The sequence below is a fragment of the Methylobacterium sp. 17Sr1-1 genome, assembly GCF_003173775.1.
Classification (GTDB): domain Bacteria; phylum Pseudomonadota; class Alphaproteobacteria; order Rhizobiales; family Beijerinckiaceae; genus Methylobacterium.
In genome coordinates, this window is the sequence record NZ_CP029552.1 from 3,648,960 (window position 1) to 3,673,219 (window position 24,260).

Here is a 24,260-nt window from a genome sequence, read left to right on the forward strand (position 1 = left end):
GCGGCCGCGACGGGACAAGCCTCCAGCGTGTAGCCCAATCCGCGCCCGCCGCTCCAGGGTGTCGCGCGGTCAACCGGTCAGGTTCGGTGTGCCCGGCCCCGGCGCGGCTGCCAGCGCGTGTCCCGGTAGAGGTCGCCGACCCGGCAGAACAGGCCGGCCGAGGGGACCGCGAGGTCGTCGTCGAGATCGGTCAGCACGTGGCAGGTCCAGCCACCGGCCTCGCGGGCCTGCACCGTCACGTGCACGCGCTCCTGCTCCGCGACGAGGATGGCCCGGCAGGGGCCGTGCTCCCGGTAGAGCCTGACCTTGACGTCGATCCAGCGCGCACCGCCGACCGGCGTCAGGTCCCCGTCGGTGCTCGCAACCACCTCGGCGAGGAGGTGCACCGTCTCGGTGAAGCGCTTGCCTCCGATCACGTTGTCGTAATCGACCACCGCCACGTCGGGCCCCGGCTTATACGTCCCGTTCCTCTCCATCTCGGCGAGGATCACCCGAGGTCAGGGAAACTCGATGCCCGGCCGCTGGACGGCGTAGCGGCTCTCGTCGTGGGTCCGCAGGGCCGCGTGCGTGCGCGCCGCGGGAGGCCTGGCTCCGCTCCTTCGTCGACAGGCCCGGACGATCAATCGGGAGGCGGCCGCCGCCCCGCTCAGGTCTCCAGCTCGCTGTCCCAGTACAGGTAGTCGATCCAGGTGTGGTGGTACTGGCGGTGGTCGAATTCCGGCTGGCGGCGGTGCAGCTCGTGGCGGCTCGGCCGGCGCGGCTCGTTGAGTAGGGGCATCTCGGCCTCCTCGGGGGTCCGGTTGGCCTTGCGCAGGTTGCACGGGCTGCAGGCCGCGACGACGTTCTCCCAGCTCGACAGGCCGCCGCGGGAGCGCGGCACCACGTGGTCGAAGGTCAGGCCGCCCGAGGGCAGGCGCAGGCCGCAATACTGGCACGAGAACGTGTCGCGCAGGTAGATGTTGTAGCGCGTGAAGGCCGGGCTGCGCGCCATGGCGACGTAGCTCTTGAGCGCCACCACGCTCGGCACCTGCAACGAGCGGCTGGGCGAGCGCGCCTCGACGTCGTAGCTCGCCACCAGGGTGACGCGGTCGAGGAACAGGGCCGTGAACGCATCCTTCCACGACCACAGCGAGAGCGGGTTGTACGAGAGCGGCCGGTAATCCGCGTTGAGCACGAGGGTTTGAAGGTCCAGCATCATCCTGCCCTGGCGACGGGCCGACCGCAGCGAGGGGAGCCGGCATGATGCCGGTCCTCGCGGTGCTCGCCAGGAGAGGGGATGGGGACCATCGCCTATCCTCCGAGCCGGTCGGGGAGAGTGGGGGGAAGAGTGGGGGGACACGGCGTATGCCCGCGCCGGCCGCTCGGGGAGCGGACGCCGGGGGGCGCGGCCGGGATGCGATCCGGGCGCCGTCTGGGCTGCTGATGAGGGGCGATCACCGACATCCTCCCGCAGCAGAACGAAAAGGCCGAGTCCATTGGGGCTTAGTCTAATAGCAGCATGACAGGGTTGTGAAGGTTTCAGGCCGGGGCGTCTCGTCACGCCTCACACGAATCTGCCGCCCCCGGGATTCCGAGGTGGGATCCCGTCCCGGAGGCCGCAGCCGGCCGGCCCGGATTTGCGCCCCCGGATTTTCGCCCCATTGATCCGCGATGCCGCATTCCGTCTCGTTTCCCCGGTCCGGTTTCCTCGCCAGTTTCCTCGCCGGTTCCCTCGTCCGGAGGGATGACCTAGGTAGACGGCTCGAATCGACCCATCGCGAGGAAAGCCGGCCGCCGCGCCGGTCGCTTCGCCGTGACCGACGGGCCGGGCCGCCGGGAGACGAGCCCGGCCCGCGGGTGAGAAGGATTGCGCATGAGACAGCTCCGCCGATGGACGATCGCCCTGGCGGCCGCGTTGCTGAGCCCCGGGCTCGCGGCGGCGCAGGGGCAAGTGGCCCAGGGACACGCGGCGAAGCCGGAGCGGGCGGTCGTCGCGCAGGCGCCGGCCCCCGCCGGCAAGGGGGACGCGAAGGGCGACGCGAAACCCGCCGCCCAGCCCGCCGCGCCGGCGGAAGCTCCCAAGGAAGCTCCCAAGGAAGCTCCCAAGCCCCCGCCGCAGACCCCGATCTCCGAGCAGATCAAGCAGATCCGCGCCCAGCTCGACGCCGAGAAGGCCGATCTCGACCAGCGCGAGCAGGCGCTCACCCACCGCGAGCTGAACAAGGACGACCTCGCCCTCCTGCGCGAGGGCATCCCGCCGGTGGCCGACCGGCTGCGCCAGGTGGTCGACCATCTCGGACCGCGGTTGGACGCCGCGAAGGAGCGGCTGAACCAGCTCGGGCCGAAGCCCAAGGAGCCCGAGGGCGCCGACGTGGCGCAGGAGCGGGCCCAGCGCGAGGCCGGCGTCGCCGAGATCGACGACACCCTGCGGCTGGCCCGCTCGCTCCTGGTCCAGAGCGAGCAGATCACCGACCAGATCAGCAACCGGCGCCGCGCCGCCTTCACCCGCGCCCTGTTCGAGCGCACCGACGGCCTGGTGAGCCCGAACCTGTGGATGCGCGCCACCAACGACCTCAGCCGCGACCTGCGGGCGCTGAAATCCTCCCTCGACGACTCGGTCACCCAGGTCCAGCGCCGGGGCACGGCGCTCAACCTGTTCCTGCTGGCGCTCGCGATCGGCGTCTCGGTGGCGCTCTATGTCGGGCGCCGGCACATCGCCCCGCGGATCGGCCACCGCTCGTCGAAGACCGCGCAGCCGAGCCGCTACGTCCGGGTGATGGCGGCCTGGCGGGTCTTCCTCGTCGGCGCGGTGCCGGCGGTGCTCGGCAGCTTCCTCGTCGGCTACGCCCTCGACGTCACCGAGCTCCTGCCGGTGCGCCTCCTGCCGGCGGCCCACCGGATCGTCGCCTCGCTCGCCTTCGTGGCGGTGGTCGAGGCGATGGCCGACGCCCTGCTCTCGCCCGACCGGCCGGCCTGGCGCCTCGTCGCGATGACCGACGCCACCGCCGAGCGGCTGAACCGCCTCGTCATCGCCATCGCCTCGGTGATCGCGGTCGGCCGCACCATCGAGGGGCTGAACGAGGGCATCTCGCTCAGCCTGCCGGTCACCATCGTCACCAAGGGCGTCTTCGCCGCGGTGGTCGCGGTGGTGCTGGCCGAGGGCCTGCGCCGGTTCGCGGCGCGCGCCGAGACCGACGAGGCCTGCCTCGGCCCCTACATCGCGGCCGAGTCGCATACCGGCATCGGCGGTCCGCTTCGCATCCTCGGCTGGATCGTGGTGGCGGCGATCGGCGTCTCGGCGCTGGTCGGCTACATCGCCCTGTCGTCGTTCCTGATCGACCAGCTGATGTGGACCGCGATCGCCGCGGCCATCCTGTACCTGGCGATCTCGAGCGTCGACGCCGTGGTGTCCTCCGCCCTCCAGGACGATTCGCGCATCGCCACGGCGCTCCAGGCCAATACGGGCCTGCGCAAGCGCTCGCTCAACCAGATCGCGGTGCTGATCTCCGGCTTCGTCCGGGTGCTGCTGCTCACCGCCGCGGGCGTGCTGCTGCTCGCCTCCTGGGGCGTCGATTCCACCGACATCTTCGCCTGGGCGCAGGCCGCCTTCTTCGGCTTCACCGTCGGCGGGGTGACGATCTCGCTCTCGACCATCGCCATCGCGATCGGGCTGTTCACGCTGGGCCTCGTCATCACCAAGGCGGTGCAGCGCTGGCTCGAGAACACCTACCTGCCGGCCACCGACCTCGATCCGGGCCTGCGCAACTCGATCTCGACGGTGAGCGGCTATGTCGGCTTCCTGCTCACCATCGCGCTCGCCTTCTCGTATCTCGGCTTGAGCCTCGAAAAGCTGACCATCGTGGCCGGCGCCCTGTCGGTCGGTATCGGTTTCGGCCTGCAATCGATCGTCAACAACTTCGTCTCCGGCCTGCTGCTGCTCTGGGAGCGGCCGATCCGGGTCGGCGACCTCGTGGTGATCGGCGACAACGAGGGCTACGTCCGCCGCATCAGCGTGCGCTCGACCGAGATCCAGACCTTCGACCGCTCGGCGGTGATCGTGCCGAACTCGAACCTGATCTCCGGCGTGGTGAAGAACCGGGTGCGCGGCGACCGCACCGGCCGGGTCACGATCACCGTGAGCGTCCTGCGCAACCAGGACCCGGTCCACGCCGCCGAGCTGATCGCCGGCTGCGCCAAGGCCCATCCGGAGGTGCTGAAGGAGCCGCCGCCCCGGGTGGTGTTCCGCAAGATCGGCGACCCCTTCCTCGAATTCGAGCTGATCGCGATGATCACCGACGTCGGCTCGCAGGCGAAAGTGCAGAGCGATCTCAACTTCGCGGTCTTCAAGACCTTGTCGGACGAGGGTCTCATCCCCAATCTCGGACCCGGTGCGAGCATCGTCACGGTCCAGGGGCTGGATGCGATGCAGGACGCCATGGGGCAGATCGCCCGCATGGCGAGCCCTGCCGCCCTCCGCCCCGAGGCCCGGAACGAAGCCCGCCCGGAGCCCGAGGCCGAGCGTCGCCGAACCCCCGAGACCGTGCCGTGATCCTCCGTCCCGCCGCGCTGAAGCGCCTGACCTGTCTGGCCCTGCCGCTCGCCCTCGCCGCCTGCTCGGCGAGCGAGGCGACGCGGGTCTCGACCGGGGCGACGGCGGGACCGAGCCTGTACTGGCCGATGGCGGCGACGGGCGCCGAGATCGACGCGGGTGCCGCCCGCGACATGATCGCCGCCTACCGCCGCAACAAGGGCCTGCCGCCGCTCGCCCTCGATCCCGGCCTCCAGCGCCTCGCCGAGACCGAGACCGCCGCGATGGCCGCCGCCGGCCGGCCGAGCCAGGCCGACATCGTCAAGACCGTGGCGGCCCGGATGGGCTACCCGGAGCCGGCCGCCAACCTTTCGGCCGGCTACCACACCCTGGCCGAAGCCTTTTCGGGGTGGCGCGAGAGTCCCTCCCACAATGCCGTGATGCTCGATCCTGCGGCGACCCGGATGGGGATCGCGACGGCCTACGCGCCGGGGTCGAAGTACAAGGTGTACTGGGCGCTCCTGGTGGCGAAGTAGGCCGCGATCGTCGCGCGCCGGGATCGGTCGGGCGGATCAAGCGGAGACGAGCGCCCCTGGGGATTCGCCCCAGGGCGCTCCTGCTGTCTCAGAGCCTGTTTGAACGGCCTCTACAGACTGATCACACGCCGCGTCATCACGGGGCCGCGCAGCGGAGCCCGGAATGACGCGGAGGGTGGAAAGACTGTGAGACAGCCAGACGGTGTCTCGGACTTGCCGTCTCAGGCCTTGAGCGCGGCTTCGTCGAGGTCGTCCTTGACCGCCTTGCCCATGGCGAGGCCCACGAGGGTGATGCAGGCCGCCACCGCCACGTAGATGGCGATGCCCGTCCCGCTCGGATCGCCCGAGAGCAGCCAGGTGAAGACCAGCGGTGCCACGGCGCCGCCGATGATGCCGGCGAAGGTGTAGGCAAGCGAGCTGCCGGTGTAGCGAAGCCGCGCCTGGAACTGCTCCGCGATGAAGGCCGCCTGGGGGCCGTACATGAGCGAGTGGCAGAACAGGCCGACGATGACGCCCAGCATCAGCAGCGGGAAGCTCGCCTGGGTCATCATGGTGAAGAACACGAAGATCCAGATGCCGCCGCCGACCGCCCCCGCGCCGTAGACCAGCTTGCGGCTGAACCGGTCGGACAGGTAGCCGGCGAAGGGGATCGTCAGCACCTGGATGGCCGAGGCCACCATGACGGCCGTGATCGCCTCGCTGCGCGGCATCTTGAGCTGGGTCGTCGCGAAGGTGAGCACGAACACCGCGAACATGCCGTAGAGCACGTCCGGGCCGACCCGGCACAGGATCGCGGCGATCAGGGCGCGGGTCTGCGTCCGGAACACGTCGGTCACCGGCGCCGTCGGCCGGTCGCCGCGCTCCTCGACGAGCTTGAAGACCGGCGTCTCCTCCAGGTGGTGGCGGATCCACAGCCCGAAGATCACCAGCACGGCCGAGAGGAAGAAGGCGAGCCGCCAGCCCCAGTCGAGGAACTGCTCGTTGGTCAGGACGCCGGCGATCACCGCGAGCACGCCGTTGGCCATGAGCGTCCCCAGCGGCGGGCCGACCTGCGCGGCCGAGGCCCAGAAGCCGCGCTCCTCGGGCTTCGAGAACTCGCTGGTCAGCAGCACCGCGCCGCCCCACTCGCCGCCCACGCCGACGCCCTGGGCGAAGCGCAGCAGCACCAGCAGGACCGGGCCGACATAGCCCGCCGTCGCGTAGGAGGGCAGGAAGCCGATGAAGAAGGTCGCGACGCCGATCAGGAGGAGCGTCCAGATCAGGACCTTCTTGCGGCCGACGACGTCGCCGAGGCGGCCGAAGACGATGCCCCCGAGCGGTCGCGAGATGTAGCCGACGGCGTAGGTGCCGAACGCCTTCAGGGTGCCGGTCAGAGCATCGTCGACCGGGAAGAACAATTGACCGAAGACGAGCGCGGCCGCAACGCCGTAGACAGCGAAGTCGTACCACTCGAGCGATGTCCCGGCGAGACTTGCGACGAAGGCTCTCCTGAGGCCGTTCTTCTGGTCCGCGGCGGTGGCGGCGGTGGCTTGCATGGAACGAAGCTTCCTTTCCACTTTGATATGCATGTTGTATACAACGCGAGTGCGCAGGGTTCGAGACCTCATTGGCGCCACGGTCGCCTAATTATTGGGCACGGAACGAGGCAGGTGCGTCCCGCCTCCTGCCGCCGCGCAACTGGATCGAGCGCTTGCGCGGGGCGGGCCTGCTGCGTCCGGGCACCCTGGTGATGAGCGGCATCATCGGCATGATCGAGGGCGTCGATCAGGTCGCGGAGGGCTGGCGGGTCGAGATGGCGGACGGCCAGGGCCGTCTCAGCCGCGTCGCCGATTCCATCGAGGTTCGGCCGGCCGCGTGAGAATAGGCCACGACCGGCGTCTCCGCCCCGGTCTCGCGGCGGGGCCGCCCCCGCGGGGGACCGCCCGCGACGTCGATGCCGAAAACCGCGTCACTTCCGGACGCCGGCGGATCAGACCGGAAGGACCAGCGACCGGAAGGTCATGTCGAGATGGGCCCGGATCGCCGCCTCGATCCGGTCGAGGTCGCCGGCGGCGAGGGCGTCCACGATGGCCTGATGCTCCGCGAGAACCTGCGCCAGCCGCTCGGCGCTGCGCTTCATGGCCTTGATCCCCAAGGTGATGTGGCGCGCCTGGAGAACCTCGTACATCTGGCTGAGGACGGGATTGCCGGAGAACCGGATCAGGTCGAGGTGGAACTGGCGGTCGAGCTCGATGAACGTCTCGAATTCGGCGTCGTTCGGCAGGTCACGCTGAGCCTGCACCCGCGCCTCGAGCGTGGCTGCGATCCTCGCATGGTCGGCGACGCGGTGGCGAACCGACCAGACCTCGATCATCTCGCGGGCCTGCATGACCTGCCGGATCTCGTCCGGGCTCGGCGGGATCACGAGTGCCCCGCGGTTGGGAACCAGTTGCAGCAGGTTCTCGGTCGCGAGCATGAACAGGGCTTCCCGCACCGGGGTCCGCGAGACCCCGATCCGGTCCGCGAGCTCCTGTTCGTTCAGGAACGTCCCGGCCGTCTCGGGATCGGACAAGATGATGTTTCTGACGTAACTATAAGCCCTGTCGCGGCCCGAGATTTTCTTTGTTTTGATTGGCTCGTTCATGATCAGATTCGGATGCCCGGAGCATGGTCCGACGAAGTGGAGACCGGTTCGTCGACGGTATGCGGCAAGACCGAAAACCCGGAGCATCGTCCGGCGGCAGCGCGATCGGATGATGCTCCAGCGCTCCGCAACCGGCCGACCTCCCGAAAATCCGGCAATGCGACGGCGCCGGCCCTGCGGCGGCGCGCAGCGCGACCGGACCACGTGTACCAGAAAATTCCGGCCCGATACCTGCGGGATCGGCGCGGGGACGCGAGTCCGAGTCGTCAGGACCGGCGCTCAGGATCCGGCGCCCGGTTCCCTTGGCCTGTATCCGCGCCGCGAGTTCCGGGAGGCCTGCCGGGGCAGCCGCGGAGGTTCCGCCGCGAGGCACAGCAGGGCACGGTCCGGTCGGGCGCTAAGGGAACCCCACCCCCCGTGGCGTCGGCGGCGCCTCGTTGAGCAGCGTCACCGTCACCCGGCGGTTGGCCGGCAGGTAGGGGTTGTCGGGAAACAGCGGCTCGGTGTCGGCCTTGCCGGAGACGGCGGCGAAGCGGTCGGCGGACAGGCCGCTGCCGGCCAGGATCTCGCGCACGCTGACCGCGCGGCCGGCGGAGAGCTCCCAGGGCGGCGCGGCGGCGCGGCGGCCGGGGCGGTCGGCGGCGGTGTAGCCGGTCACCGCGATGCGGTTGGGCAGGCGGCGCAAGGTGGGGACGATCCGCTCCAGCACCTGGCGCGTGCGGTCGTTCGGCCGGGTCGAGCCCTCCGGGAACATCGAGCGGTTGTCCTGGTCGACGAGGGAGATGTCGAGGCCCCGCGCCGTCACCTCGATCACGATGCTCTTCGACAGCTCGGCGATCTCCGGCAGGTCCTGCAGGGCCTGGCGCAGGGACGTCACGGCGAGGCCGAACCCGTCCTTGTAGGAATTGCGCTGGGTCCCGTCGGGCAGCACCTCGTCGGGGCTGGGCGGCTCGGGCCGGTCGGTCGCCTTCTCGGGCGCGACGTCGCGGGTGTCGCGCGGCCGGGTCGCGCCCGGCAGGCCGGCCTTCTCGATGATGCCGTTGAAGCGCGACTCGCGGTTGTTGCCGAAGGCGTCGCGCATCGAGCCGGCCACCGCCTGGAGCTTCTTCTGATCCTGCGTCGAGTAGGCCGCGATCATGACGAAGAAGCTCATCAACAGCGCCATCAGGTCCGCGAAGGTCACGAACCAGCCGTGGCCGCCATGGGCCCCGCGCTTCTTTCTAGCCACCGCCCAGGTCTCCTCGAAGCGCTCGCGCCGGAGTTCGCTCACGCCGCCTCGGCGGCCATTTCCTCACGGTGCATCAGGCCGCCTCAGCGGCCAGTTCTTCACGGTGCATCAGGCCGCCTCAGCGGCCAGTTCTTCACGGTGCATCAGGCCGCCTCGGCGGCCAGTTCTTCACGGTGCATCAGGCCGCCTCAGCGGCCAGTTCTTCACGGTGCATCAGGCCGCCTCGGCGGCCAGTTCTTCACGGTGGTTGTGCGGCAGGTAGGCGATCAGCATCTCGCGCACCAGCGAGGCGCTCTTGGCGTCGCGGATCAGCAGCACCCCGTCGATGATGAGCGTGCGCGAGACGTCCTCCTCCTCGAGCTTGACGTGCAGCTTGTCGGCGATCGGCAGGGTGATCATGTTGGCGATCAGCGCGCCGTAGAGGGTCGCCAGCAGCGCGGTCGCCATGGCGGGGCCGAGCTTCGAGGGGTCGGACATGTTGGCGAACATCGTCACCATGCCGAGAATCGTGCCGATCATGCCCCAGGCCGGGGCGCAGTCGCCGAAGGCGCGGTACACCTTCGAGCCCTCGTCGAGGTGCATCAGGAAGTTGTCGCGGTCGCGCTCCATCGTGTCGCGGATGAACTCGCGGTCGTAGCCGTCGGCGATGTAGCGCACGCCCTGCGCCAGGAACGGGTCCGAGATCTCGAGGTTCTCGATCGCCATCGGGCCCTGGCGCTTCACCACGTCGGCGATCTTGGTGATCTCGTCGATCAGCTCGCGCGGCCGGATCGCCCGCATGTTGAAGGCGTAGCGCAGGCCCATCGGCACGCCGTGGACGATGACCGAGAACGGGAAGCGCAGCATGGTGGCGGCGGTGGCGCCGCCGAAAATCACGATGACCGCGTGCTTGTCGAAATAGGCGGCGAAGTTGCCGCCGTCGATCATGATGAGCACGAACACGACCGCGATGCCGCCGACGAGGCCGGCGCCGGTTGCGATATCCATCTGAGCTCGGCCCCTTCATGCGCCGTCGCGCGGCCCCGGTCGCGGCACCGGACGGTCGCGTGTGTCCTGGCCCGGAGGTTACGGCGAACAGGGTCAACGAACGGTAAAAATGCCGCTGCCCCGGGCCCTCGCCGTCATGCGCCGTTCAGCGAGGATCTGTCATAGAGACGACCATGCGATCGAACGGCCGCCAAACAGGCCGCGCGCGGGGCAGGCGGCGGGCAAGCGTCCGGGCCGCGTCACAAGGGCATCTCATCAGGGTTCACCGTCGATGCGGTTGATCAGGCTCTACGTTCGGGTCATGGGCCAGCTCGGGCCCGATCTGCGCCTCGGGGCGCTTCTGGCCGCCGCGAACGTCGCGCTCGCGGTGGCGGCCTTCGCCGAGCCGGTGCTGTTCGGCCGCATCATTGACCGCCTCACCCACCTGCCGGCCGGCGGCGCCGGCACGTCGAGCCTGCTTCTCCTCGTCGGCGCCTGGGTGGCGTTCGGGCTGTTCTCGATCGGCGCCGGCGTGCTGATCGCGCTCCACGCCGACCGGCTCGCCCATCGCAGCCGGCTCTCGGCGATGGCGAACTACTTCGAGCACGTCCTCGACCTGCCGCTCGCCTTCCACTCCGCCAACCATTCCGGCCGGGTGCTGAAGGCGATGCTGGAGGGCACGAGCGGCATGGCCGCCACCTGGCTCGGCTTCTTCCGCGACCATTGCGCCGCGCTCGTCTCCCTCGTCGTGCTCCTGCCGCTGACGCTGTTCCTCAACTGGCAGCTCGGCTCGATCCTGGTCGCCCTGATGGTGGTGTTCACCACGCTCACCACCTTCGTGCTGCGCCGCACCGAGTCGCTCCAGGGCAAGGTCGAGGCGTATCATTCGGGCCTCGCGGCGCATGCCTCGGACGCGCTCGGCAACGTCGCGGTGATCCAGTCCTTCACCCGCGCCAAGGCCGAGAAGGAGGCGATGCACGGCATCATCCGCGACCTTCTGGCGGCCCAGATCCCGGTCCTGTCGTGGTGGGCGCTGGCCTCCGTCGCCACCCGCGCCTCGGCGACCCTGACCATGACGGCGATCTTCGTCACCGGCATCGTGCTGCACGGCCACGGGATGGCGACGGTCGGCGACGTGGTCTCGTTCATGAGCCTCGCCACCATGCTGGTCGCCCGGCTCGACCAGGTCGTCGCCTTCGTCAACGGCGTCTTCCTGCAGGCGCCGAAGATGCAGGAATTCTTCGAGATCCTGGACACCGTGCCGGCCGTCCACGACCGGCCCGGCGCCAGGGCGGTGGCGCGGCTCGACGGCGACGTCTCCTTCGAGGACGTGCGCTTCTCCTATGACGGCCGCCGCCCGGCCCTCGACGGGGTGTCGTTCACGGCGCGGGCCGGCGAGACCGTGGCCCTCGTCGGCACCACGGGCTCGGGCAAGTCGACGACGCTGGGGCTCCTGCACCGCGCCTTCGACCCCGATTCCGGCACGATCCGCATCGACGGCGAGGATCTTCGCGATATCGGCCTCTCGTCCTTGCGTCACAACATCGGCGTGGTGTTCCAGGAGCCGATGCTGTTTGCCCGCTCGATCCGCGAGAACCTCCAGGTCGGCCGGCCCGACGCCACCGACGCCGAGATGCTCGACGCGCTGGAGCGGGCCCAGGCCTCGGAGTTCATGGCGCGCCAGCCCGACGGGCTCGACACGGTCATCGGCGAGCGCGGCCGCTCGCTCTCCGGCGGCGAGCGCCAGCGGCTCTCGATCGCCCGGGCGCTGCTCAAGAACCCGCCGGTCCTGATCCTCGACGAGGCGACGAGCGCCCTCGACGCCGCCACCGAGCGCAAGCTCCAGGGCGCGCTTGAAGCCGTGATGGAGGGGCGCACCACGTTCGTGATCGCCCACCGCCTGTCGACGATCCGCGACGCCGACCGCATCCTGGTCTTCCACGAGGGGCGGATCGTCGAGAGCGGCACCTTCGACGAGCTGGTGGCCGAGGGCGGCCGCTTCGCCGAGCTCGCCCGGGCCCAGTTCATGGCGCCCGCGCCGGAGCCGGATTACGCGATGGCGGCGTGAGCACGATCGAGGGGCGGGCGCATGAGCCCGCCCCGTCGCCTCACATCAGCTTCACCGTGTCCCGCCGGGTCTGCGCCCTTGCCTGGAGCCTCCTGCGGCGGGCGGCGATCACCGTGCCGTTGATCTCGCCGCCGAACAGGAACATCGCGGCGAGCCAGTAGACGAAGACCAGGAACACCATCGCGGTCGCCAGGCCCCCGTAGGTCGAGACGTAGGCGCTCGAGAACCGGTCGAGGTACATCCCGAAGCCGAGGCCCGCCAGCACCCACAGCCCCAGGGTCACGGCGATGCCGGGCAGCACCATCGTGACCGGCCGGCGCCCGGCGGCGATGAACTTGTGGGCGATCACCAGCACGCCCGCCACCAGCAGCACCGTCACCGTCACCCGCCCGACCGCGATCGTCAGGCCGAGCGGCTCCAGCCCCGGCGCCACCAGCACCAGCCCGCGCCAGACCAGGGGCCCGAGCACGACGAGGAAGGTGAAGGCCAGCATCGCGAAGGCGGCACAGATGACGTAGCCGATCGATTCGAGCCGGGTCAGCCACCACGGCCGCATCTCGCGCAGCCCGTAGGCCCGGTTGAGCCCGACCCGCAGGCTCTCGACCCCGCTCGACGAGAAGTACAGCGCCAGCACCGCGCCGAGCGTCAGGAGGCCGCCGCGCTGCTCGGTCAGCACCCGGTGGACCTCCCCGGCGATCGGCCCCGCCACCTCGCTCGGCCAGATCTCGAACAGGAGGTTGCCGGCCTCGTCGGCGAGCGACTTGGTGCCGAACACGCTGGCGAGGGCCGTGAGCAGGATCAGGAACGGAAACAGCGAGGTCAGGAGCGAGAGCGCGATGTGGCTGGCGATCGCCCAGCCGTCATGGGCGACGAAGCGCTGCGCCGCGATCGCGGCGATCTCCAGGGCGGTGCGGGGACGGATCACGGCGCGCGGGCTCTCGGGCTGGACGACGTCATGAAGCCCTCCGGTCTTCCGGCTTCCGGCGGATCTCGCGATTGCCGTCAGACCGCTCGCCCGGCGGGCCTTCCTCTCCGGCAGGCGTACTGTCGCCGGCGGGCTCGTTGCCTCAGGTAGAGCGCGCTCCCCCGTCCTGGAAAGCCGGGCGGCCAGAAATCCGCTCCCCGCGTCCTTCCGGGCACGGCGGCCGCGTCCACCCCGAGGCCCGCGCCGGGGGCGGGGCGATGCGGCCAAGGTGCCGGTTGCAGAACGGCCGCGCTCGTGCTCGTTGCGCAGGCATCATGAGCCGCCTCCTGCCCCTGTTCGATGCATCCATCCCCGAGGTATCTTGGCCGGCCCGCTTGGCGCCGGGCCTGTTCGTCCTGATCTGGGCCACGGGCTTCGTCGTCGCGCGGCTGATCGCGCCGCATGCGGAGCCGCTGACCTTCCTGGCCGTGCGCTTCGGCCTCACCGCGATCGTCCTGACGGGGATCGCCCTCGCGGTGGGTGCCCAATGGCCCCGGGGCTGGCGCGGCTGGCGCGACGCGATGGTGGCCGGCATCCTGATCCACGGCCTCTACCTCGACGCGGTGTTCTGGGCGGTGCATCGCGGACTGCCGGCCGGCATCGCCGCCCTGGTGGCGAGCCTGCAGCCGCTCCTGACCGCCGCGGTGGCCGGGCCGCTCCTCGGCGAGCGGGTCTCGGGGCTGCGCTGGCTCGGCATCGCGGTCGGCCTCGTCGGCGCCGGGCTGGTGCTGGCGCCGAGGATCGGAGCGGCCGGGGCCGCCGGCGGCATCCCGCCGGAGGCTCTCGGCGTCTGCTTCTGCGGCACCATCGCCATCACCCTCGGCACCCTGTGGCAGAAGCGCACGGCCGCCGCCGTCGACCTGCGCACCAACGCCGCGGCGCAGTTCGTCGGCGCCGTGCTGCTCACCCTGCCGCTGGCGCTCCTGACCGAGCGGGGAGAATTCGACTTCTCGGCGCCGCTGCTCCTCGGCCTCGCCTGGGCGGTGTTCGGCCTGTCGGTCGGCGGCATCCTGATCCTGCTCGGGCTGATCCGCCGCGGCGCGGTGGCGGGCGTCGCCGCCCTGTTCTACCTCGTCCCGCCGGTCTCGGCCGCGATGGCGTTCGGGTTGTTCGGCGAGACCCTGGCGCCGGTCCAGCTCCTCGGCATGGTGGTGGCGGTCGTGGGTGTGGCGATCGCGAGCCGCGGTTAAGCCCCTGGTGGGATTCGGGGCTTTAGGCTGGCGGCGCCTCGGAGACCCGCCCGCATGCTGCGCCACGCCCTGATGATCCCGGTGCTCGCCGCGGGCTTGGTGCTCGCGGGTTTGGCGCCCGCTGCGGCGGATGGCGAGCCCGAGGCGTATCGCCCGGTGCCCGTCGGTCATGCCCGGCTGCGCGTCAGGGACGCGCCGCACCGGCCGGCCGTGCGGCACGTCCGCCGGCATCATCGCCGGCCCGGGCCTCCGCTTGTCTCCGTCGCCCCGGTCCAGCCGGTCTCCTACGGCGAGACAGACGGCACGGTCTTCCACGCCTGGCTGCCGCGCAACACCAACCTGCCGATCTACAACATCCCGCCGCCGTACTTTCCGGAGCCGTGAGAGCCCGCCCGATCGATCCGGCACGGACGCCGATATCCCTCCGCGTCGTCCCGGTGATCGCCGAAGGCGAGAACCCCGGATGACGTACGGGGTTCGATTTCGGCCGGCCAACACGAGCAGGCTCCGACGGTTGCAGGCTACGGGCTCTGACGATCGCCCTGGATCGAAGCGGGGCATCGCAGCGTTAGAGTTCTCGTGGAATACCGCCAGGGAGCAGAGCCGTGCCCGAGCCGTCCGTGCCCGATGCGATCGCACCAGCCCGCGATCTCGCGCCGCCTCCGTCGATCCTGCCCGACCCCGACCTGCGCCCGATCGACCTCGCGACGCCGGCCCAGCCCGACCGGCTCGACGAGGATGTGCGCGCGCACCTCGCGCGCGCCGGGCAGAACGCCCTCGACGACTGCTTGCGCCGTTTCGCGCCCGAGGAGCGTGCGGCGTTCTGGCGCGCGATCTGCCGTTGCTACAACCGGCCATACAATCCGGTGGACGCCGCTCCGGAGCGAACGGGGATCGCGGTGGCCGCCGCCCAGGAGAGTCCCGATGCGCAACTGCCCGAGCCTCACGTGATCGAGGCCGTGCGGCCGGGCCGCGAGGGCGCGGGTCCAGACGCCGTCCTGCGGTGACCGTGCCGTCCCGGTGACCGTGCCGCCCGCTGCTCCGCACCCCGTGCCCGCCCTCGACGAGCAGGCGCGACGGGTCGCGGCGGCCGGCCGGGTCCTTGCCTGCGAGGTCGTCCTCCTTGGCCTCGCGCTGCAGAGCGCCTGGTTCGAGGCCTGGGCGCGGCCGCTCCTCGACGCGGCGGAGGCGCGGGCCGCCTTCCTGGCGCGCCGGGCCCGCCGCGACCGGCTGATCCGCCGCGGCGTGCCGGCCCACCTCGCCGGCGAAGCCCTGCGGCTCGTGCCGCGCGGCGGCCGGGCCGACCGGATCGCGGCGGATCAGCTGCCGTAGCTCTGCACCAGGGAGCCGGCGACCAGGGTCCAGCCGTCGACCAGCACGAAGAAGATCAGCTTGAACGGCAGCGCCACGGTGGCGGGCGGCAGCATCATCATGCCGACCGACATCAGGATCGACGCGACCACGAGGTCGATGATCAGGAACGGGATGAACAAGAGGAAGCCGATCTCGAAGGCCCGGCGCAGTTCCGAGATCATGAAGGCGGGAGTCAGCACCTCGAGGCCCACCGCCTCCGGCGTCGCCGGCGTGCCGGCCCGGGCGAGGTCGAGGAACAGCCGCAGGTCCTTCTCGCGCACGCTGCGCAGCATGAACGCCTTGAACGGCTGGCTCGCCCGCTCGAAGGCCTGGGTCTGCTGGATCTGCCCGGCGAGCAGCGGCTCGATGCCGGTGCGGTAGGCCTCCCGCGCCGTCGGCGCCATCACGAAGGCGGTGAGGAACAGCGACAGGCTGACGATCACCGCGTTCGGCGGCGCCGTCTGGGTGCCGAGCGCCGAGCGCAGGATCGACAGCACCACCACGATGCGGGTGAACGAGGTCGCCATCACCAGGACCGAGGGCGCCAGCGCCAGCACGGTGATGAGGGCGACGAGCTGCAGGGCTCGCTCGGTGACGCCGCCGCTCGGGCCGAGATCGACGGTCAGGCTCTGCGCCACGGCCGTTCCGCCCGACAGGAGCAGCAGGGCCAGGGCCGCGCGGCAGAGCGTCGCGAGACGGGGAATCGGGAGGGAGCGGGAACGAGGGGGCGCCATGGCGGCGCACCCTGGGCCGCGCCGGTGCGGCCCGCAAGCGCCGCGCCCGCCGCACCCCTGCGAGGGCGGGCGGGCGCGGTTCCGGTGCAACAGCCCGGACGCAGGGCGTCAGCGCTTGTCGAGCGGCCGGCCGAGGAGGCGGGCGAACTCGGCCTCGATCTCCTCGACCGAGAAGGGATTCTGGACCGAGGCCGGCTTCGCGGCCGGGGCCGGTTCCTCCGGCGGCGGAGGAGGAGGGGGAGGCGGCTCCGGGATGGGCTCGGGCTCCGGCGGAGGCGGCGGGGCCGGTTCGGGCTCGGGCGGCGGGGGCGGCGGCTCGGGCAGCGGAAGCGGTGGCTCCGGCGGCGCGGGCTCCGGTTCGGGTTCTGGCTCCGGCGGAGGCGGCGGTAGGGCCGGTTCGGGCACGGGCGGCACCGCGACCGGCTCCGGCGGCGGGCTCGCCACCGGAGCGGCCGGGCGGGCCGGCGCCACCGCCGAGGAGGGACGGCGCAGGGCCTCCTCGAGCTGGCGGGCCATGTCGTTCAGGATCGCCGCGTCGACGTTGCGGGGCTCGGCCCCGCGGGTGCCGGCCGGGGCGGGTGCCGGCTCGGGCGGCAGGGCCGGCTCCGGCATCGGCGGGGGAACCGGCACCACCGGCGGCACGGGTGCCGTGAACGGGGGCGGCTCGGCGGGCGGTACTTCGAGGGGCGGCGGCGTCTGGCGGGCGGCACGCAGGCTCGGCGGCTCGACCCGGCGCGAGGCGTTGAAGCGCGAGGCCGGCCGCGACGGCTCGGGCCCGGGATCCGGCATCGGGATGTCCGGCCGCGGGCCCGGCGCGAAGGTGGCGGCGACCCGCTCCGGCTCCGGCGCGGACGGCCGCGGCAGCTCCGGCTCGGGGAAGGGCGGGGGCAGCGGCGCCGGCTCGGTGCCGGCCGGCAGGGGGAGCGGGGCCTCGGCCTCCGGCTCCGGGCGGTCGGCCAGCTCCGCCGAGACCCGGGCGGCGCCGGCGCGCACGATGTTGCGCTCCACCACCACGTCGTTGGGACCGCCGACCAGCAGCAGGTGCTCGGTGTTGTCGCGCCGCAACAGGATCAGCTGGCGCTGGCGATCCAGCTCGTAGATGTCGACGATGCCGAGCCGCGGCTGCCGGCTGCGGCTGGTTGCGCCATTGCCTCCCAGGGTGAGGCGCCCCCGGGCGAACCGTTTCGCCCCGAAAGCGAACAGGCTGAGGAGCACGACCATGATCAGGAAGACGATCAGGTAGGAGAGCAAGGGCGAACCGTCCGTCCCGAGGATCGAGGAGAGCAAAGCGCGGTCTCTCAGATGAGGCGCACGCGGGGTACGCCGACGATGGGGAGCCTTCTAGCACGGCTGTGGCCGGCCTGCGCAGGGGACGTTTACATATCGTTAACAGCTTTGAGAGGCGTTGCGGAACAGCCGCGCGGGACCCGCGGACAGGCATCGTCTTAACCAGGTTTTAACCATGCGCTAGGCAGATTGTGCCGGTCGAAACCCGGAAGGCCCGCCTGTGTCGGTCACCGATCTCCCCCTCGTCGCGATGTTGCGCAACCGGATGCAGTGGCAGCAGACGCGCCAGAAGGTCCTGGCGGAGAACGTCGCCAATGCCGACACGCCCGGCTTCCGGGCGCGCGAGCTCAAGGCGCCGCGCTTCCGTCCCGACGGCAGTCTCGCCGCCGCCGGCCTGCCGGGCGTCGGCCTGGAGCGCACGAGCCTCGTGCACCTCGCCGGCACCGGCCAGGCCTCGCCGGCCGAGGAGCGGACCGGCACGCGCTTCGAGATGATGCCGAGCGGGAACGCGGTGAGCCTCGAGGACGAGATGCTGAAGGCCGCCGACAACCAGGGCGACTACCAGCTCGCCAGCCTGCTCTACCGCAAGAGCCTGCAGACCCTGCGGACCGCGGTCGGCAAGTAAGCCGCCCGCCTCCGTCGCCGCCGTCGCCGGTCCGCCACGACCGGCCGTCCCCCGTTTCCGTCGTCAGCCCGACCCGAGGTGGGTTCCATGGATTTCAACAAGGCGATCGGCATCGCGGCCTCCGGGCTCAAGGTCCAGTCGGGCCGGATGCGGGTGATCTCGGAGAACATCGCCAACGCGGATTCGGCGCCGGCCAGCGCCGCCGCCGAGCCCTACCGGCGCAAGATCCCGACCTTCACCAACCACGTCGACCGCGAGCTCGACGCCTCGGTGGTGGATCTCGGGCGCGTGCGCCGCGACCAGGGGCCGTTCCGCTCCAAGCAGGACCCGGGCAACCCCGCCGCCGACGCCAACGGCACGGTGCGGATGCCCAACGTCAACGTCCTCGTCGAGACCGTCGACATGCGCGAGGCCCAGCGCTCCTACGAAGCGAACCTCAACATGGTCACGCTCACCAACCGGATGGTGTCGCGCACCATCGACATCCTGAAGGCCTGACCATGACCAGCAACGCTTTCGCCGCCGGCGCCTACGCGGCGATCCAGAACATGGCCCGCACGCCCGCCTCCGGCGTGGCCGGCGCGGGGGAGGGCGGCTTCACCCAGCTCCTGTCCTCCGCCTTCGACGGGGTGGCGGAGGCCGGCAAGCGCGCCGACGAGCAGGCGCTCGCGGTCGCCGGCGGCAAGGCCAACGTCGTCGACGTGGTGACCGCGGTGGCCGAGAGCGAGACCGCGCTCCAGACCCTGGTGGCGGTGCGCGACCGGGTGATCTCGGCCTACGAGGACATCATGCGGATGCAGATTTAAGGATTCGTCTCCGCCGATGACCGGCCTCGCCATCCTCGACGTCGCGCGCGACGGCATCGTCACCTTCCTGAAGGTCGCCGGCCCCCCGATGGTCGTCGCCCTGGTCGTCGGCCTGGCGGTGTCGCTGTTCCAGGCCCTGACCCAGATCCAGGAGCAGACCCTGATCTACGTGCCCAAGATCGTCGCGGTGCTGGCCGCGATGATGCTGATGCTGCCCTTCATGGGCGACGCGCTCGCCGGCTACATGACCCGGATCGCCGCGCGGATCGCCACGGGGGGTTGAGCGGGCGCGGATTCCGGCCAAGAAGTCCGGCCAAGACGTCCGATCGCCAACCCCCGGATCGCCGGCCGTGAACCTCTCGCCGTGAACCTCCTCCTGCCCGGCCTCGCCTCGGCCTACCTTCTCACCTTCGCGCGGGTCGGCACGCTGGTGATGCTGATGCCGGGCATCGGCGAGGCGATGGTCAGCCCGCGCCTGCGCCTCGCCTTCGCGGTGCTGCTCTCGCTCGTGCTGTTTCCGGTCGCCCGCCCGCTGCTGCCGGGGGGCGCGGGCCCCGAGCCCGGCGGCGCCGGCACGGCGCTGATCGGGGTGCTGATCGGCGAGATCGCGGTCGGGCTGGTGCTGGGCCTGAGCGTGCGGGCGGTGATCGCCGCACTCCAGACCGCCGGCACCATCATCGCCCAGCAGCTCGGCCTCGCCTACGCGATGACGGTCGATCCGTCGCTCGGCAACCAGCAGGCGACGCTCGGCAGTTTCCTGAGCCTGCTCGGCCTGACCCTGGTGCTCGCCGCCGACCTGCACCACCTGGCGCTCGCCGGCATCCGCGATTCCTACGCCCTGATGCCGCCGGTCGGCATGCCGGCCACAGGCGACGCCGCCGCCTTCGCGGTCCAGGCGGTGACCCGCGGCTTCACCCTGGCGGTGCAGATCTCGGCGCCGTTCATCGCCTTCGGCATCCTGTTCAACCTCGGCCTCGGCGTGCTGTCGCGCCTGATGCCGCAGATGCAGGTGTTCTTCGTCGCGACCCCGGCCTCGATCCTGATCGGCATGCTGGTCTTCCTGGCCACGATCGGGGTCGTCATGGGGGTGTTCGTCGACGATCTCGGCCGCTTCCTGGCCGATCTCGGGAGGGCGTGAGGGGATGTCGGAGCAGGCCGACCAGGAAGACCGCACCGAAGACCCGACCCAGCGACGCCTGGACGACGCGATCAAGCGCGGCGACGTCGCCACCAGCCAGGAGGTCAACACCTTCCTGATGTTCGGCGCCTTCACGCTGGTGCTGATGATCGCCGCCGCGCCCCTCGCCCGCGGCCTGCTCGCCGACCTGCGCGGCCTGCTCGCCCACCTGCACGAGGTGCCGTCCGATCCCGCCGGCTACCTCGCCTTCGGCCGCCGGGCCCTCGTCGCCGGGCTCGTCGCCCTCGCGGTGCCGATGGGGGCCGTGGCGGCGGCGGGCCTCGTCGGCGGCCTGTTCCAGCACCCCCTGGTCTGGACCACCGAGACGCTCGCACCGAAATGGTCCCGCGTCTCGCCAATGGCCGGCGCCAAGCGGTTATTCGGCCCGGAGGCGTGGTTCCAGTTCGGCAAGGGCGTCGTCAAGATCCTGCTCGTCGGCGTCGCCGCCGGCCTCGTCCTGTGGGGCGACCGCGACCGGCTCGAGGCCTTCGCGCAGCTCGAGCCGCAAGGGGTGCTCCAGGCCACCCTGACCTTGTGCCTGCGGCTGATGGGCGCGGTGCTGGCGGCCTACGTCGTCGTCACCCTCGGCGACGCGGTCTACCAGCGCTTCCGCTGGCGGGCGCGCCTGCGGATGTCGAAGCAGGAGCTCAAGGAGGAGCTGAAGGAGCAGGACGGCAACCCGGAGGTGAAGGGCCGCCTGCGCCAGATCCGCATGCAGCGGGTCAAGAAGCGCATGATGGCGGCGGTGCCGAGCGCGAGCGTGATCGTCACCAACCCGACCCACTACGCGGTGGCGCTCCGCTACGAGGCCGGGATGGCCGCGCCGGTCTGCGTCGCCAAGGGCGTCGACGCGCTGGCGTTGCGCATCCGCGAGGTGGCGCGCGAGCACGGCGTGCCGGTGGTCGAGAACCCGCCGCTGGCGCGCGCGCTCCACGCCACCGTCGAGATCGACGCCGCGGTGCCCCCTGAGCATTATCGCGCCGTGGCCGAGGTGATCGGCTACGTGCTGCGCCTGCGCCGGCGGCACTGAGCGCTCCAGATCTTTGACTTTGCCGCGTTTTCTACGACGAACCGGTCTCCACTTCGTCGGACAACGCTCTGGCGGCGGGAGTGTCGCGCGGGGCACTGATCCGGCGGATCCGCGCCCGGAACGAACCGGGTTCATTCCACGGAAACGCCGCGCCTGCTAGGGAACGCGGGAGACCGGCCGATGGCCGTGACAGGATCGGGGCCCGAACGCGAAGTCCGGCCCGTGGGGAGTGTCGAGGCGACATGCCGGAGTTGAGCTCATCCGCGGCGGAGGCCGCCCTCGACCGCTCCGAGCGGCCCGGCCGGGTCAGCCTGCTCCTGTTGCTCGCCGGCCTGCTCGTCGGCGCGGCGGTGGGCCTGAGCTTCGTCGCCAACGAGCAGGCGCAGCCGATCATCCTCGGCCTGCTCGCGCTGCTCGCCATGGCGGGCGTGTTCTGCCTGTTCGCCTTCGCCATCGGGGCGATCCAGCTCACCGGCCAGGGCACCCGCAACGACGTCACCAAGGCGGTGGTCGACGCCGCCCCCGACGGCATGATCGCCATGGAGGAGGGCGGCCGGCCGATCTACGCCAACGCCGCCTACCTGAAGCTCGCCGGCAGCGACACCTTCACCAACCTGCGCCCCGTGGAGCGGGTCTTCGTCGGCTCGCCGGAGGTGTCGGAGGCGGTCTACCGCCTGGCGCAGGCTGCGCGCGAGGGCCGCTCCCTGTCCGAGGAGATCCGCATGGCGCCCCCGCCGGGCGGCGCGGCGGAGCGCGACTTCGCGTGGTTCCGCATCGGCGTGCGGCCGCTGCCGCTGCCGCGCCGCCCCGTCTCCCTGTGGAGCGTCGCCGACATCACCCACGAGCGCGAGCGCCAGGAGAACGTCTTCCAGGAGCTCCAGCACGCGATCGACTACCTCGACCACGCGCCGGCGGGATTCATGGCGGTCGATCCCAAGGGCTCGGTCGTCTACATGAACGCGACGCTCGCCGCCTGGCTCGGCCACGACCTGGCGCAGGTCGGCTCGGGGGGCCTGCGCCTGTCCGAGATCCTGCCCGACGACCTCGGGCCGGTGCTGATCGGCGGCAACGGCCAGCCCGGCGAGGTCCGCACCGACCGCTTCGACCTCGATCTGCGCCGGCGCAACGGCCACCCGCTCTCGGCCCGGCTCTACCACCGCGTGGCCTACGGCCAGGACGGCAGGCCGGGCGATTCGCGCACCCTCGTGCTCAACCGTTCCGCCGGCGAGGAGAGCGACGATCCCCAGCAGGCGGCCGAGCTGCGCTTCGACCGGTTCTTCAACACCAGCCCGGTGGCGGTCGCCACGCTCGCCGCCGACGGGGGGCTGGTGCGCGCCAACGCCTCGTTCGCGCGCCTGTTCGGCACCCTGCCGCGCACCGGCGACGGCTCCGAGGCCGGTCCCCCGGTGCGCGATTTCATCGTCGAGCGCGACCGCCACGTGATCGACGCGGCGGCGCGCGCCGCGGCGGAGGGGCGGGGCGACGTGCCGCCGGTCGAGGTCGGGGTCTCGGCGCCGGTCAACCGCTCGGCCCGGATCTGGCTCAGCCCGGCCGGCAGCGCCGGCGGCGCCGAGGGCGCGGTCATCCTCTACGCCCTCGACACCACGGCCCAGCACCAGCTCCAGCAGCAGGTCAACCAGGCCCAGAAGATGGAGATGGTCGGCCAGCTCGCCGGCGGCATCGCGCACGACTTCAACAACGTGCTGCAGGCGATCATCGGCTACTCGGACCTGTTGCTGGCGAGCCACCGGCCGACCGACCCGGCCTTCCAGGACATCATGCAGATCAAGCAGAACGCCAACCGGGCCGCGAGCCTGGTGCGGCAGCTGCTGGCCTTCTCGCGCCGCCAGACCCTGCGGCCGGAGGTGATCCATCTCGGCGAGGCGCTCTCCGACCTCACCCTGCTGCTGAAGCGCCTGCTCGGCGAGCGGGTCGAGCTCGACCTGAAACACGGCCGCGACCTCTGGCCGGTCAAGGCCGACGTCAACCAGTTCGAGCAGGTGATCGTGAACCTCGCGGTCAATGCCCGCGACGCGATGCCGGAGGGCGGGCGCCTCCTGATCCGCACCGCCAACATGACCGCGGAGGCCGTGGGGGCGTTGCGCCTCAACGGCCTGCCGGGCGCCGACCACGTGCTGATCGAGGTCAGCGACACCGGCACCGGCATGACGCCGGAGGTGATGGAGAAGATCTTCGAGCCGTTCTTCACCACGAAGGAGGTCAACAAGGGCACGGGCCTCGGCCTCTCGACGGTGTTCGGCATCGTCAAGCAGTCCGGCGGCTACATCGACGTGCGCTCGACCGTCGGCCAGGGCACGGTCTTCGCCATCTACCTGCCGCGCCACGTGCCGGTGCCGGAGGTGGAGGCGCCGGAGACGCTGCCCGAGATCGCCCCGCCCACGCCCGGCGCCGCCCCGGCGGCGGCCGCACCCGCGCCCGCGGCGGAGCCCGCGAAGGCGCCGGCCCGCGACCTCACCGGCGTCGGCACGATCCTGCTCGTCGAGGACGAGGACCCGGTCCGCGCCGTCAATGGCCGGGCGCTCACCGCGAAGGGTTACACCGTGCTCGAGGCGGCCTCCGGCCTCGAGGCGCTTCAGATCATGCAGGAGCGCGACGTGCCGGTCGACCTCGTCGTCTCCGATGTGGTGATGCCCGAGATGGACGGCCCGACCCTGCTGCGCGAACTCCGCAAGACCCACCCGGCCCTGAAGGTGATCTTCGTCTCCGGCTACGCCGAGGACGCGTTCCGCAAGAACCTGCCCGACGGCGAGGAGTTCAATTTCCTGCCCAAGCCCTTCAGCCTCAAGCAGCTCGTCGAGACGGTGAAGACCACGATGGCGGGGTGAAGGGCCCCGCATCCTTGTGGCCGCCACCCTCCGGGCTTACATCCATGTATGTAACGAGGAGGCGGCCATGAAGAGCGCGATCAGCATGCGCGAACTCCAGAAGATGTCGGCTGGCGCCATCCAGGCGCTGCCGCATGCCGTGCCGATCAAGAACGGCACCCAGACCGTCGGCATCCTGCTACCGCTTCATCGCGTGCCTCCGGAATACATGCGCAAGGTGCTGGCCGACATCGATGCGGCGGCGGCGCGTCGGACACCAGAGGAGAACGCCGTGATCGATCGGCTACTGGCCGAGCGCGGCGCCGAGTGACGATCTGATC

25 protein-coding genes are annotated in these 24,260 nt (G+C 71.3%); 16 read left to right on the forward strand and 9 right to left on the reverse strand.

Going from position 1 to position 24,260, the window contains the following annotated elements; genetic code table 11:
• Positions 1-77: 77 nt before the first annotated feature.
• Positions 78-491, reverse strand: a complete 414-nt coding sequence (locus DK412_RS16395; protein WP_162596225.1) for a hypothetical protein — start codon at positions 489-491, stop codon at positions 78-80.
• A 155-nt stretch (positions 492-646) separates the two neighbouring features.
• A complete protein-coding gene (locus tag DK412_RS16400) occupies positions 647-1,195 on the reverse strand; it encodes an HNH endonuclease (RefSeq protein ID WP_093566531.1) in 549 nt (182 codons plus the stop codon).
• Between the two features lie 657 nt (positions 1,196-1,852).
• Between DK412_RS16400 and DK412_RS16405 the strand changes: the two genes are divergently transcribed.
• Complete coding sequence (locus tag DK412_RS16405; protein WP_109972809.1) at positions 1,853-4,528, forward strand: DUF3772 domain-containing protein; 2,676 nt, start codon at positions 1,853-1,855, stop codon at positions 4,526-4,528.
• Positions 4,525-5,043, forward strand: a complete 519-nt coding sequence (locus tag DK412_RS16410) for a CAP domain-containing protein (protein WP_245446990.1) — start codon at positions 4,525-4,527, stop codon at positions 5,041-5,043. Before DK412_RS16405 ends, DK412_RS16410 begins: the two co-directional genes overlap by 4 nt.
• A 221-nt stretch (positions 5,044-5,264) precedes the next feature.
• Here DK412_RS16410 and DK412_RS16415 read toward each other — a convergent pair whose 3' ends face one another.
• Positions 5,265-6,578 (reverse strand): MFS transporter, encoded by a 1,314-nt coding sequence (locus DK412_RS16415; RefSeq protein WP_109972810.1) that lies wholly within the window; start codon positions 6,576-6,578, stop codon positions 5,265-5,267.
• Between the two features lie 71 nt (positions 6,579-6,649).
• Here DK412_RS16415 and DK412_RS16420 point away from each other — a divergent pair, with 71 nt between their 5' ends.
• Positions 6,650-6,901 (forward strand): DUF2848 family protein, encoded by a 252-nt coding sequence (locus DK412_RS16420; RefSeq protein WP_162596226.1) that lies wholly within the window; start codon positions 6,650-6,652, stop codon positions 6,899-6,901.
• A gap of 111 nt (positions 6,902-7,012) precedes the next feature.
• Here the strand turns inward: DK412_RS16420 and DK412_RS16425 are convergent, their stop codons facing one another.
• From DK412_RS16425 to DK412_RS16435, 3 genes are all read right to left on the reverse strand, one after another.
• Complete coding sequence (locus tag DK412_RS16425) at positions 7,013-7,870, reverse strand: GntR family transcriptional regulator (protein ID WP_204165386.1); 858 nt, start codon at positions 7,868-7,870, stop codon at positions 7,013-7,015.
• A 193-nt stretch (positions 7,871-8,063) separates the two neighbouring features.
• Entirely contained in the window at positions 8,064-8,894 is an 831-nt protein-coding gene (locus tag DK412_RS16430; protein ID WP_109975309.1) for a flagellar motor protein MotB, read from the reverse strand.
• Between the two features lie 213 nt (positions 8,895-9,107).
• Positions 9,108-9,881 carry a MotA/TolQ/ExbB proton channel family protein gene (locus tag DK412_RS16435; protein WP_109972813.1) on the reverse strand — a complete coding sequence of 258 codons (774 nt, stop codon included), beginning with the start codon at positions 9,879-9,881 and terminating at the stop codon, positions 9,108-9,110.
• A 271-nt stretch (positions 9,882-10,152) separates the two neighbouring features.
• Between DK412_RS16435 and DK412_RS16440 the strand changes: the two genes are divergently transcribed.
• Positions 10,153-11,928 (forward strand): glucan ABC transporter ATP-binding protein/ permease, encoded by a 1,776-nt coding sequence (locus DK412_RS16440; protein WP_109972814.1) that lies wholly within the window; start codon positions 10,153-10,155, stop codon positions 11,926-11,928.
• A 40-nt stretch (positions 11,929-11,968) separates the two neighbouring features.
• Here the strand turns inward: DK412_RS16440 and DK412_RS16445 are convergent, their stop codons facing one another.
• Complete coding sequence (locus DK412_RS16445) at positions 11,969-12,850, reverse strand: YihY/virulence factor BrkB family protein (RefSeq protein WP_109975310.1); 882 nt, start codon at positions 12,848-12,850, stop codon at positions 11,969-11,971.
• Positions 12,851-13,167: 317 nt separating this feature from the next.
• On the opposite strand from DK412_RS16445, the gene DK412_RS16450 reads away from it, so the two are divergent.
• The 4 genes from DK412_RS16450 to DK412_RS16465 all read left to right on the forward strand — a co-directional run bounded on the left by DK412_RS16450 (position 13,168) and on the right by DK412_RS16465 (position 15,414).
• Positions 13,168-14,082, forward strand: a complete 915-nt coding sequence (locus DK412_RS16450) for an EamA family transporter (RefSeq protein WP_109972815.1) — start codon at positions 13,168-13,170, stop codon at positions 14,080-14,082.
• 54 nt (positions 14,083-14,136) lie between these two features.
• Positions 14,137-14,466 carry a hypothetical protein gene (locus DK412_RS16455; RefSeq protein WP_245446994.1) on the forward strand — a complete coding sequence of 110 codons (330 nt, stop codon included), beginning with the start codon at positions 14,137-14,139 and terminating at the stop codon, positions 14,464-14,466.
• Positions 14,467-14,687: 221 nt separating this feature from the next.
• A complete protein-coding gene (locus DK412_RS16460) occupies positions 14,688-15,089 on the forward strand; it encodes a hypothetical protein (RefSeq protein WP_245446996.1) in 402 nt (133 codons plus the stop codon).
• Positions 15,090-15,102: 13 nt separating this feature from the next.
• Positions 15,103-15,414, forward strand: coding sequence for a hypothetical protein (locus DK412_RS16465; RefSeq protein WP_162596227.1), 312 nt, complete (start codon positions 15,103-15,105; stop codon positions 15,412-15,414).
• Here DK412_RS16465 and fliP read toward each other — a convergent pair.
• Entirely contained in the window at positions 15,402-16,169 is a 768-nt protein-coding gene (gene fliP, locus DK412_RS16470) for a flagellar type III secretion system pore protein FliP (protein WP_109972817.1), read from the reverse strand. The two genes, DK412_RS16465 and fliP, sit on opposite strands and share 13 nt — an antisense overlap.
• A 108-nt stretch (positions 16,170-16,277) precedes the next feature.
• Positions 16,278-17,420 carry a hypothetical protein gene (locus tag DK412_RS16475; protein ID WP_109975313.1) on the reverse strand — a complete coding sequence of 381 codons (1,143 nt, stop codon included), beginning with the start codon at positions 17,418-17,420 and terminating at the stop codon, positions 16,278-16,280.
• Positions 17,421-17,676: 256 nt separating this feature from the next.
• Here DK412_RS16475 and flgB point away from each other — a divergent pair, with 256 nt between their 5' ends.
• From flgB to DK412_RS16515, 8 genes are all read left to right on the forward strand, one after another.
• On the forward strand, positions 17,677-18,081 hold the full coding sequence (gene flgB, locus DK412_RS16480; RefSeq protein WP_109972818.1) for a flagellar basal body rod protein FlgB: 405 nt from the start codon (positions 17,677-17,679) through the stop codon (positions 18,079-18,081).
• 87 nt (positions 18,082-18,168) lie between these two features.
• A complete protein-coding gene (gene flgC, locus DK412_RS16485) occupies positions 18,169-18,579 on the forward strand; it encodes a flagellar basal body rod protein FlgC (RefSeq protein ID WP_093566541.1) in 411 nt (136 codons plus the stop codon).
• Between the two features lie 2 nt (positions 18,580-18,581).
• A complete protein-coding gene (locus DK412_RS16490; RefSeq protein ID WP_109972819.1) occupies positions 18,582-18,887 on the forward strand; it encodes a flagellar hook-basal body complex protein FliE in 306 nt (101 codons plus the stop codon).
• A 16-nt stretch (positions 18,888-18,903) separates the two neighbouring features.
• On the forward strand, positions 18,904-19,170 hold the full coding sequence (gene fliQ, locus DK412_RS16495; protein WP_093566543.1) for a flagellar biosynthesis protein FliQ: 267 nt from the start codon (positions 18,904-18,906) through the stop codon (positions 19,168-19,170).
• Positions 19,171-19,251: 81 nt separating this feature from the next.
• Positions 19,252-20,025, forward strand: coding sequence for a flagellar biosynthetic protein FliR (gene fliR, locus DK412_RS16500; RefSeq protein WP_109972820.1), 774 nt, complete (start codon positions 19,252-19,254; stop codon positions 20,023-20,025).
• 4 nt (positions 20,026-20,029) lie between these two features.
• A complete protein-coding gene (gene flhB, locus DK412_RS16505; protein ID WP_109972821.1) occupies positions 20,030-21,094 on the forward strand; it encodes a flagellar biosynthesis protein FlhB in 1,065 nt (354 codons plus the stop codon).
• A gap of 242 nt (positions 21,095-21,336) precedes the next feature.
• Entirely contained in the window at positions 21,337-23,940 is a 2,604-nt protein-coding gene (locus DK412_RS16510; protein ID WP_109972822.1) for a response regulator, read from the forward strand.
• A 67-nt stretch (positions 23,941-24,007) separates the two neighbouring features.
• On the forward strand, positions 24,008-24,250 hold the full coding sequence (locus DK412_RS16515) for a hypothetical protein (RefSeq protein WP_109972823.1): 243 nt from the start codon (positions 24,008-24,010) through the stop codon (positions 24,248-24,250).
• The last annotated feature ends 10 nt before the right edge of the window (positions 24,251-24,260 follow it).

What these genes read in the sequence shown, in the direction of transcription:
- DK412_RS16400 (WP_093566531.1), bottom strand. Translation starts at nt 1,195, where the DNA reads ATGCTGGACCTTCAAACCCTCGTGCTCAACGCGGATTACCGGCCGCTC.
- DK412_RS16405 (WP_109972809.1), top strand. Translation starts at nt 1,853, where the DNA reads ATGAGACAGCTCCGCCGATGGACGATCGCCCTGGCGGCCGCGTTGCTG.
- DK412_RS16415 (WP_109972810.1), bottom strand. Translation starts at nt 6,578, where the DNA reads ATGCAAGCCACCGCCGCCACCGCCGCGGACCAGAAGAACGGCCTCAGG.
- DK412_RS16435 (WP_109972813.1), bottom strand. Translation starts at nt 9,881, where the DNA reads ATGGATATCGCAACCGGCGCCGGCCTCGTCGGCGGCATCGCGGTCGTG.
- DK412_RS16440 (WP_109972814.1), top strand. Translation starts at nt 10,153, where the DNA reads ATGCGGTTGATCAGGCTCTACGTTCGGGTCATGGGCCAGCTCGGGCCC.
- DK412_RS16450 (WP_109972815.1), top strand. Translation starts at nt 13,168, where the DNA reads ATGAGCCGCCTCCTGCCCCTGTTCGATGCATCCATCCCCGAGGTATCT.
- DK412_RS16455 (WP_245446994.1), top strand. Translation starts at nt 14,137, where the DNA reads ATGCTGCGCCACGCCCTGATGATCCCGGTGCTCGCCGCGGGCTTGGTG.
- fliP (WP_109972817.1), bottom strand. Translation starts at nt 16,169, where the DNA reads ATGGCGCCCCCTCGTTCCCGCTCCCTCCCGATTCCCCGTCTCGCGACG.
- flgC (WP_093566541.1), top strand. Translation starts at nt 18,169, where the DNA reads ATGGATTTCAACAAGGCGATCGGCATCGCGGCCTCCGGGCTCAAGGTC.
- DK412_RS16490 (WP_109972819.1), top strand. Translation starts at nt 18,582, where the DNA reads ATGACCAGCAACGCTTTCGCCGCCGGCGCCTACGCGGCGATCCAGAAC.
- fliQ (WP_093566543.1), top strand. Translation starts at nt 18,904, where the DNA reads ATGACCGGCCTCGCCATCCTCGACGTCGCGCGCGACGGCATCGTCACC.
- flhB (WP_109972821.1), top strand. Translation starts at nt 20,030, where the DNA reads ATGTCGGAGCAGGCCGACCAGGAAGACCGCACCGAAGACCCGACCCAG.
- DK412_RS16510 (WP_109972822.1), top strand. Translation starts at nt 21,337, where the DNA reads ATGCCGGAGTTGAGCTCATCCGCGGCGGAGGCCGCCCTCGACCGCTCC.
- DK412_RS16515 (WP_109972823.1), top strand. Translation starts at nt 24,008, where the DNA reads ATGAAGAGCGCGATCAGCATGCGCGAACTCCAGAAGATGTCGGCTGGC.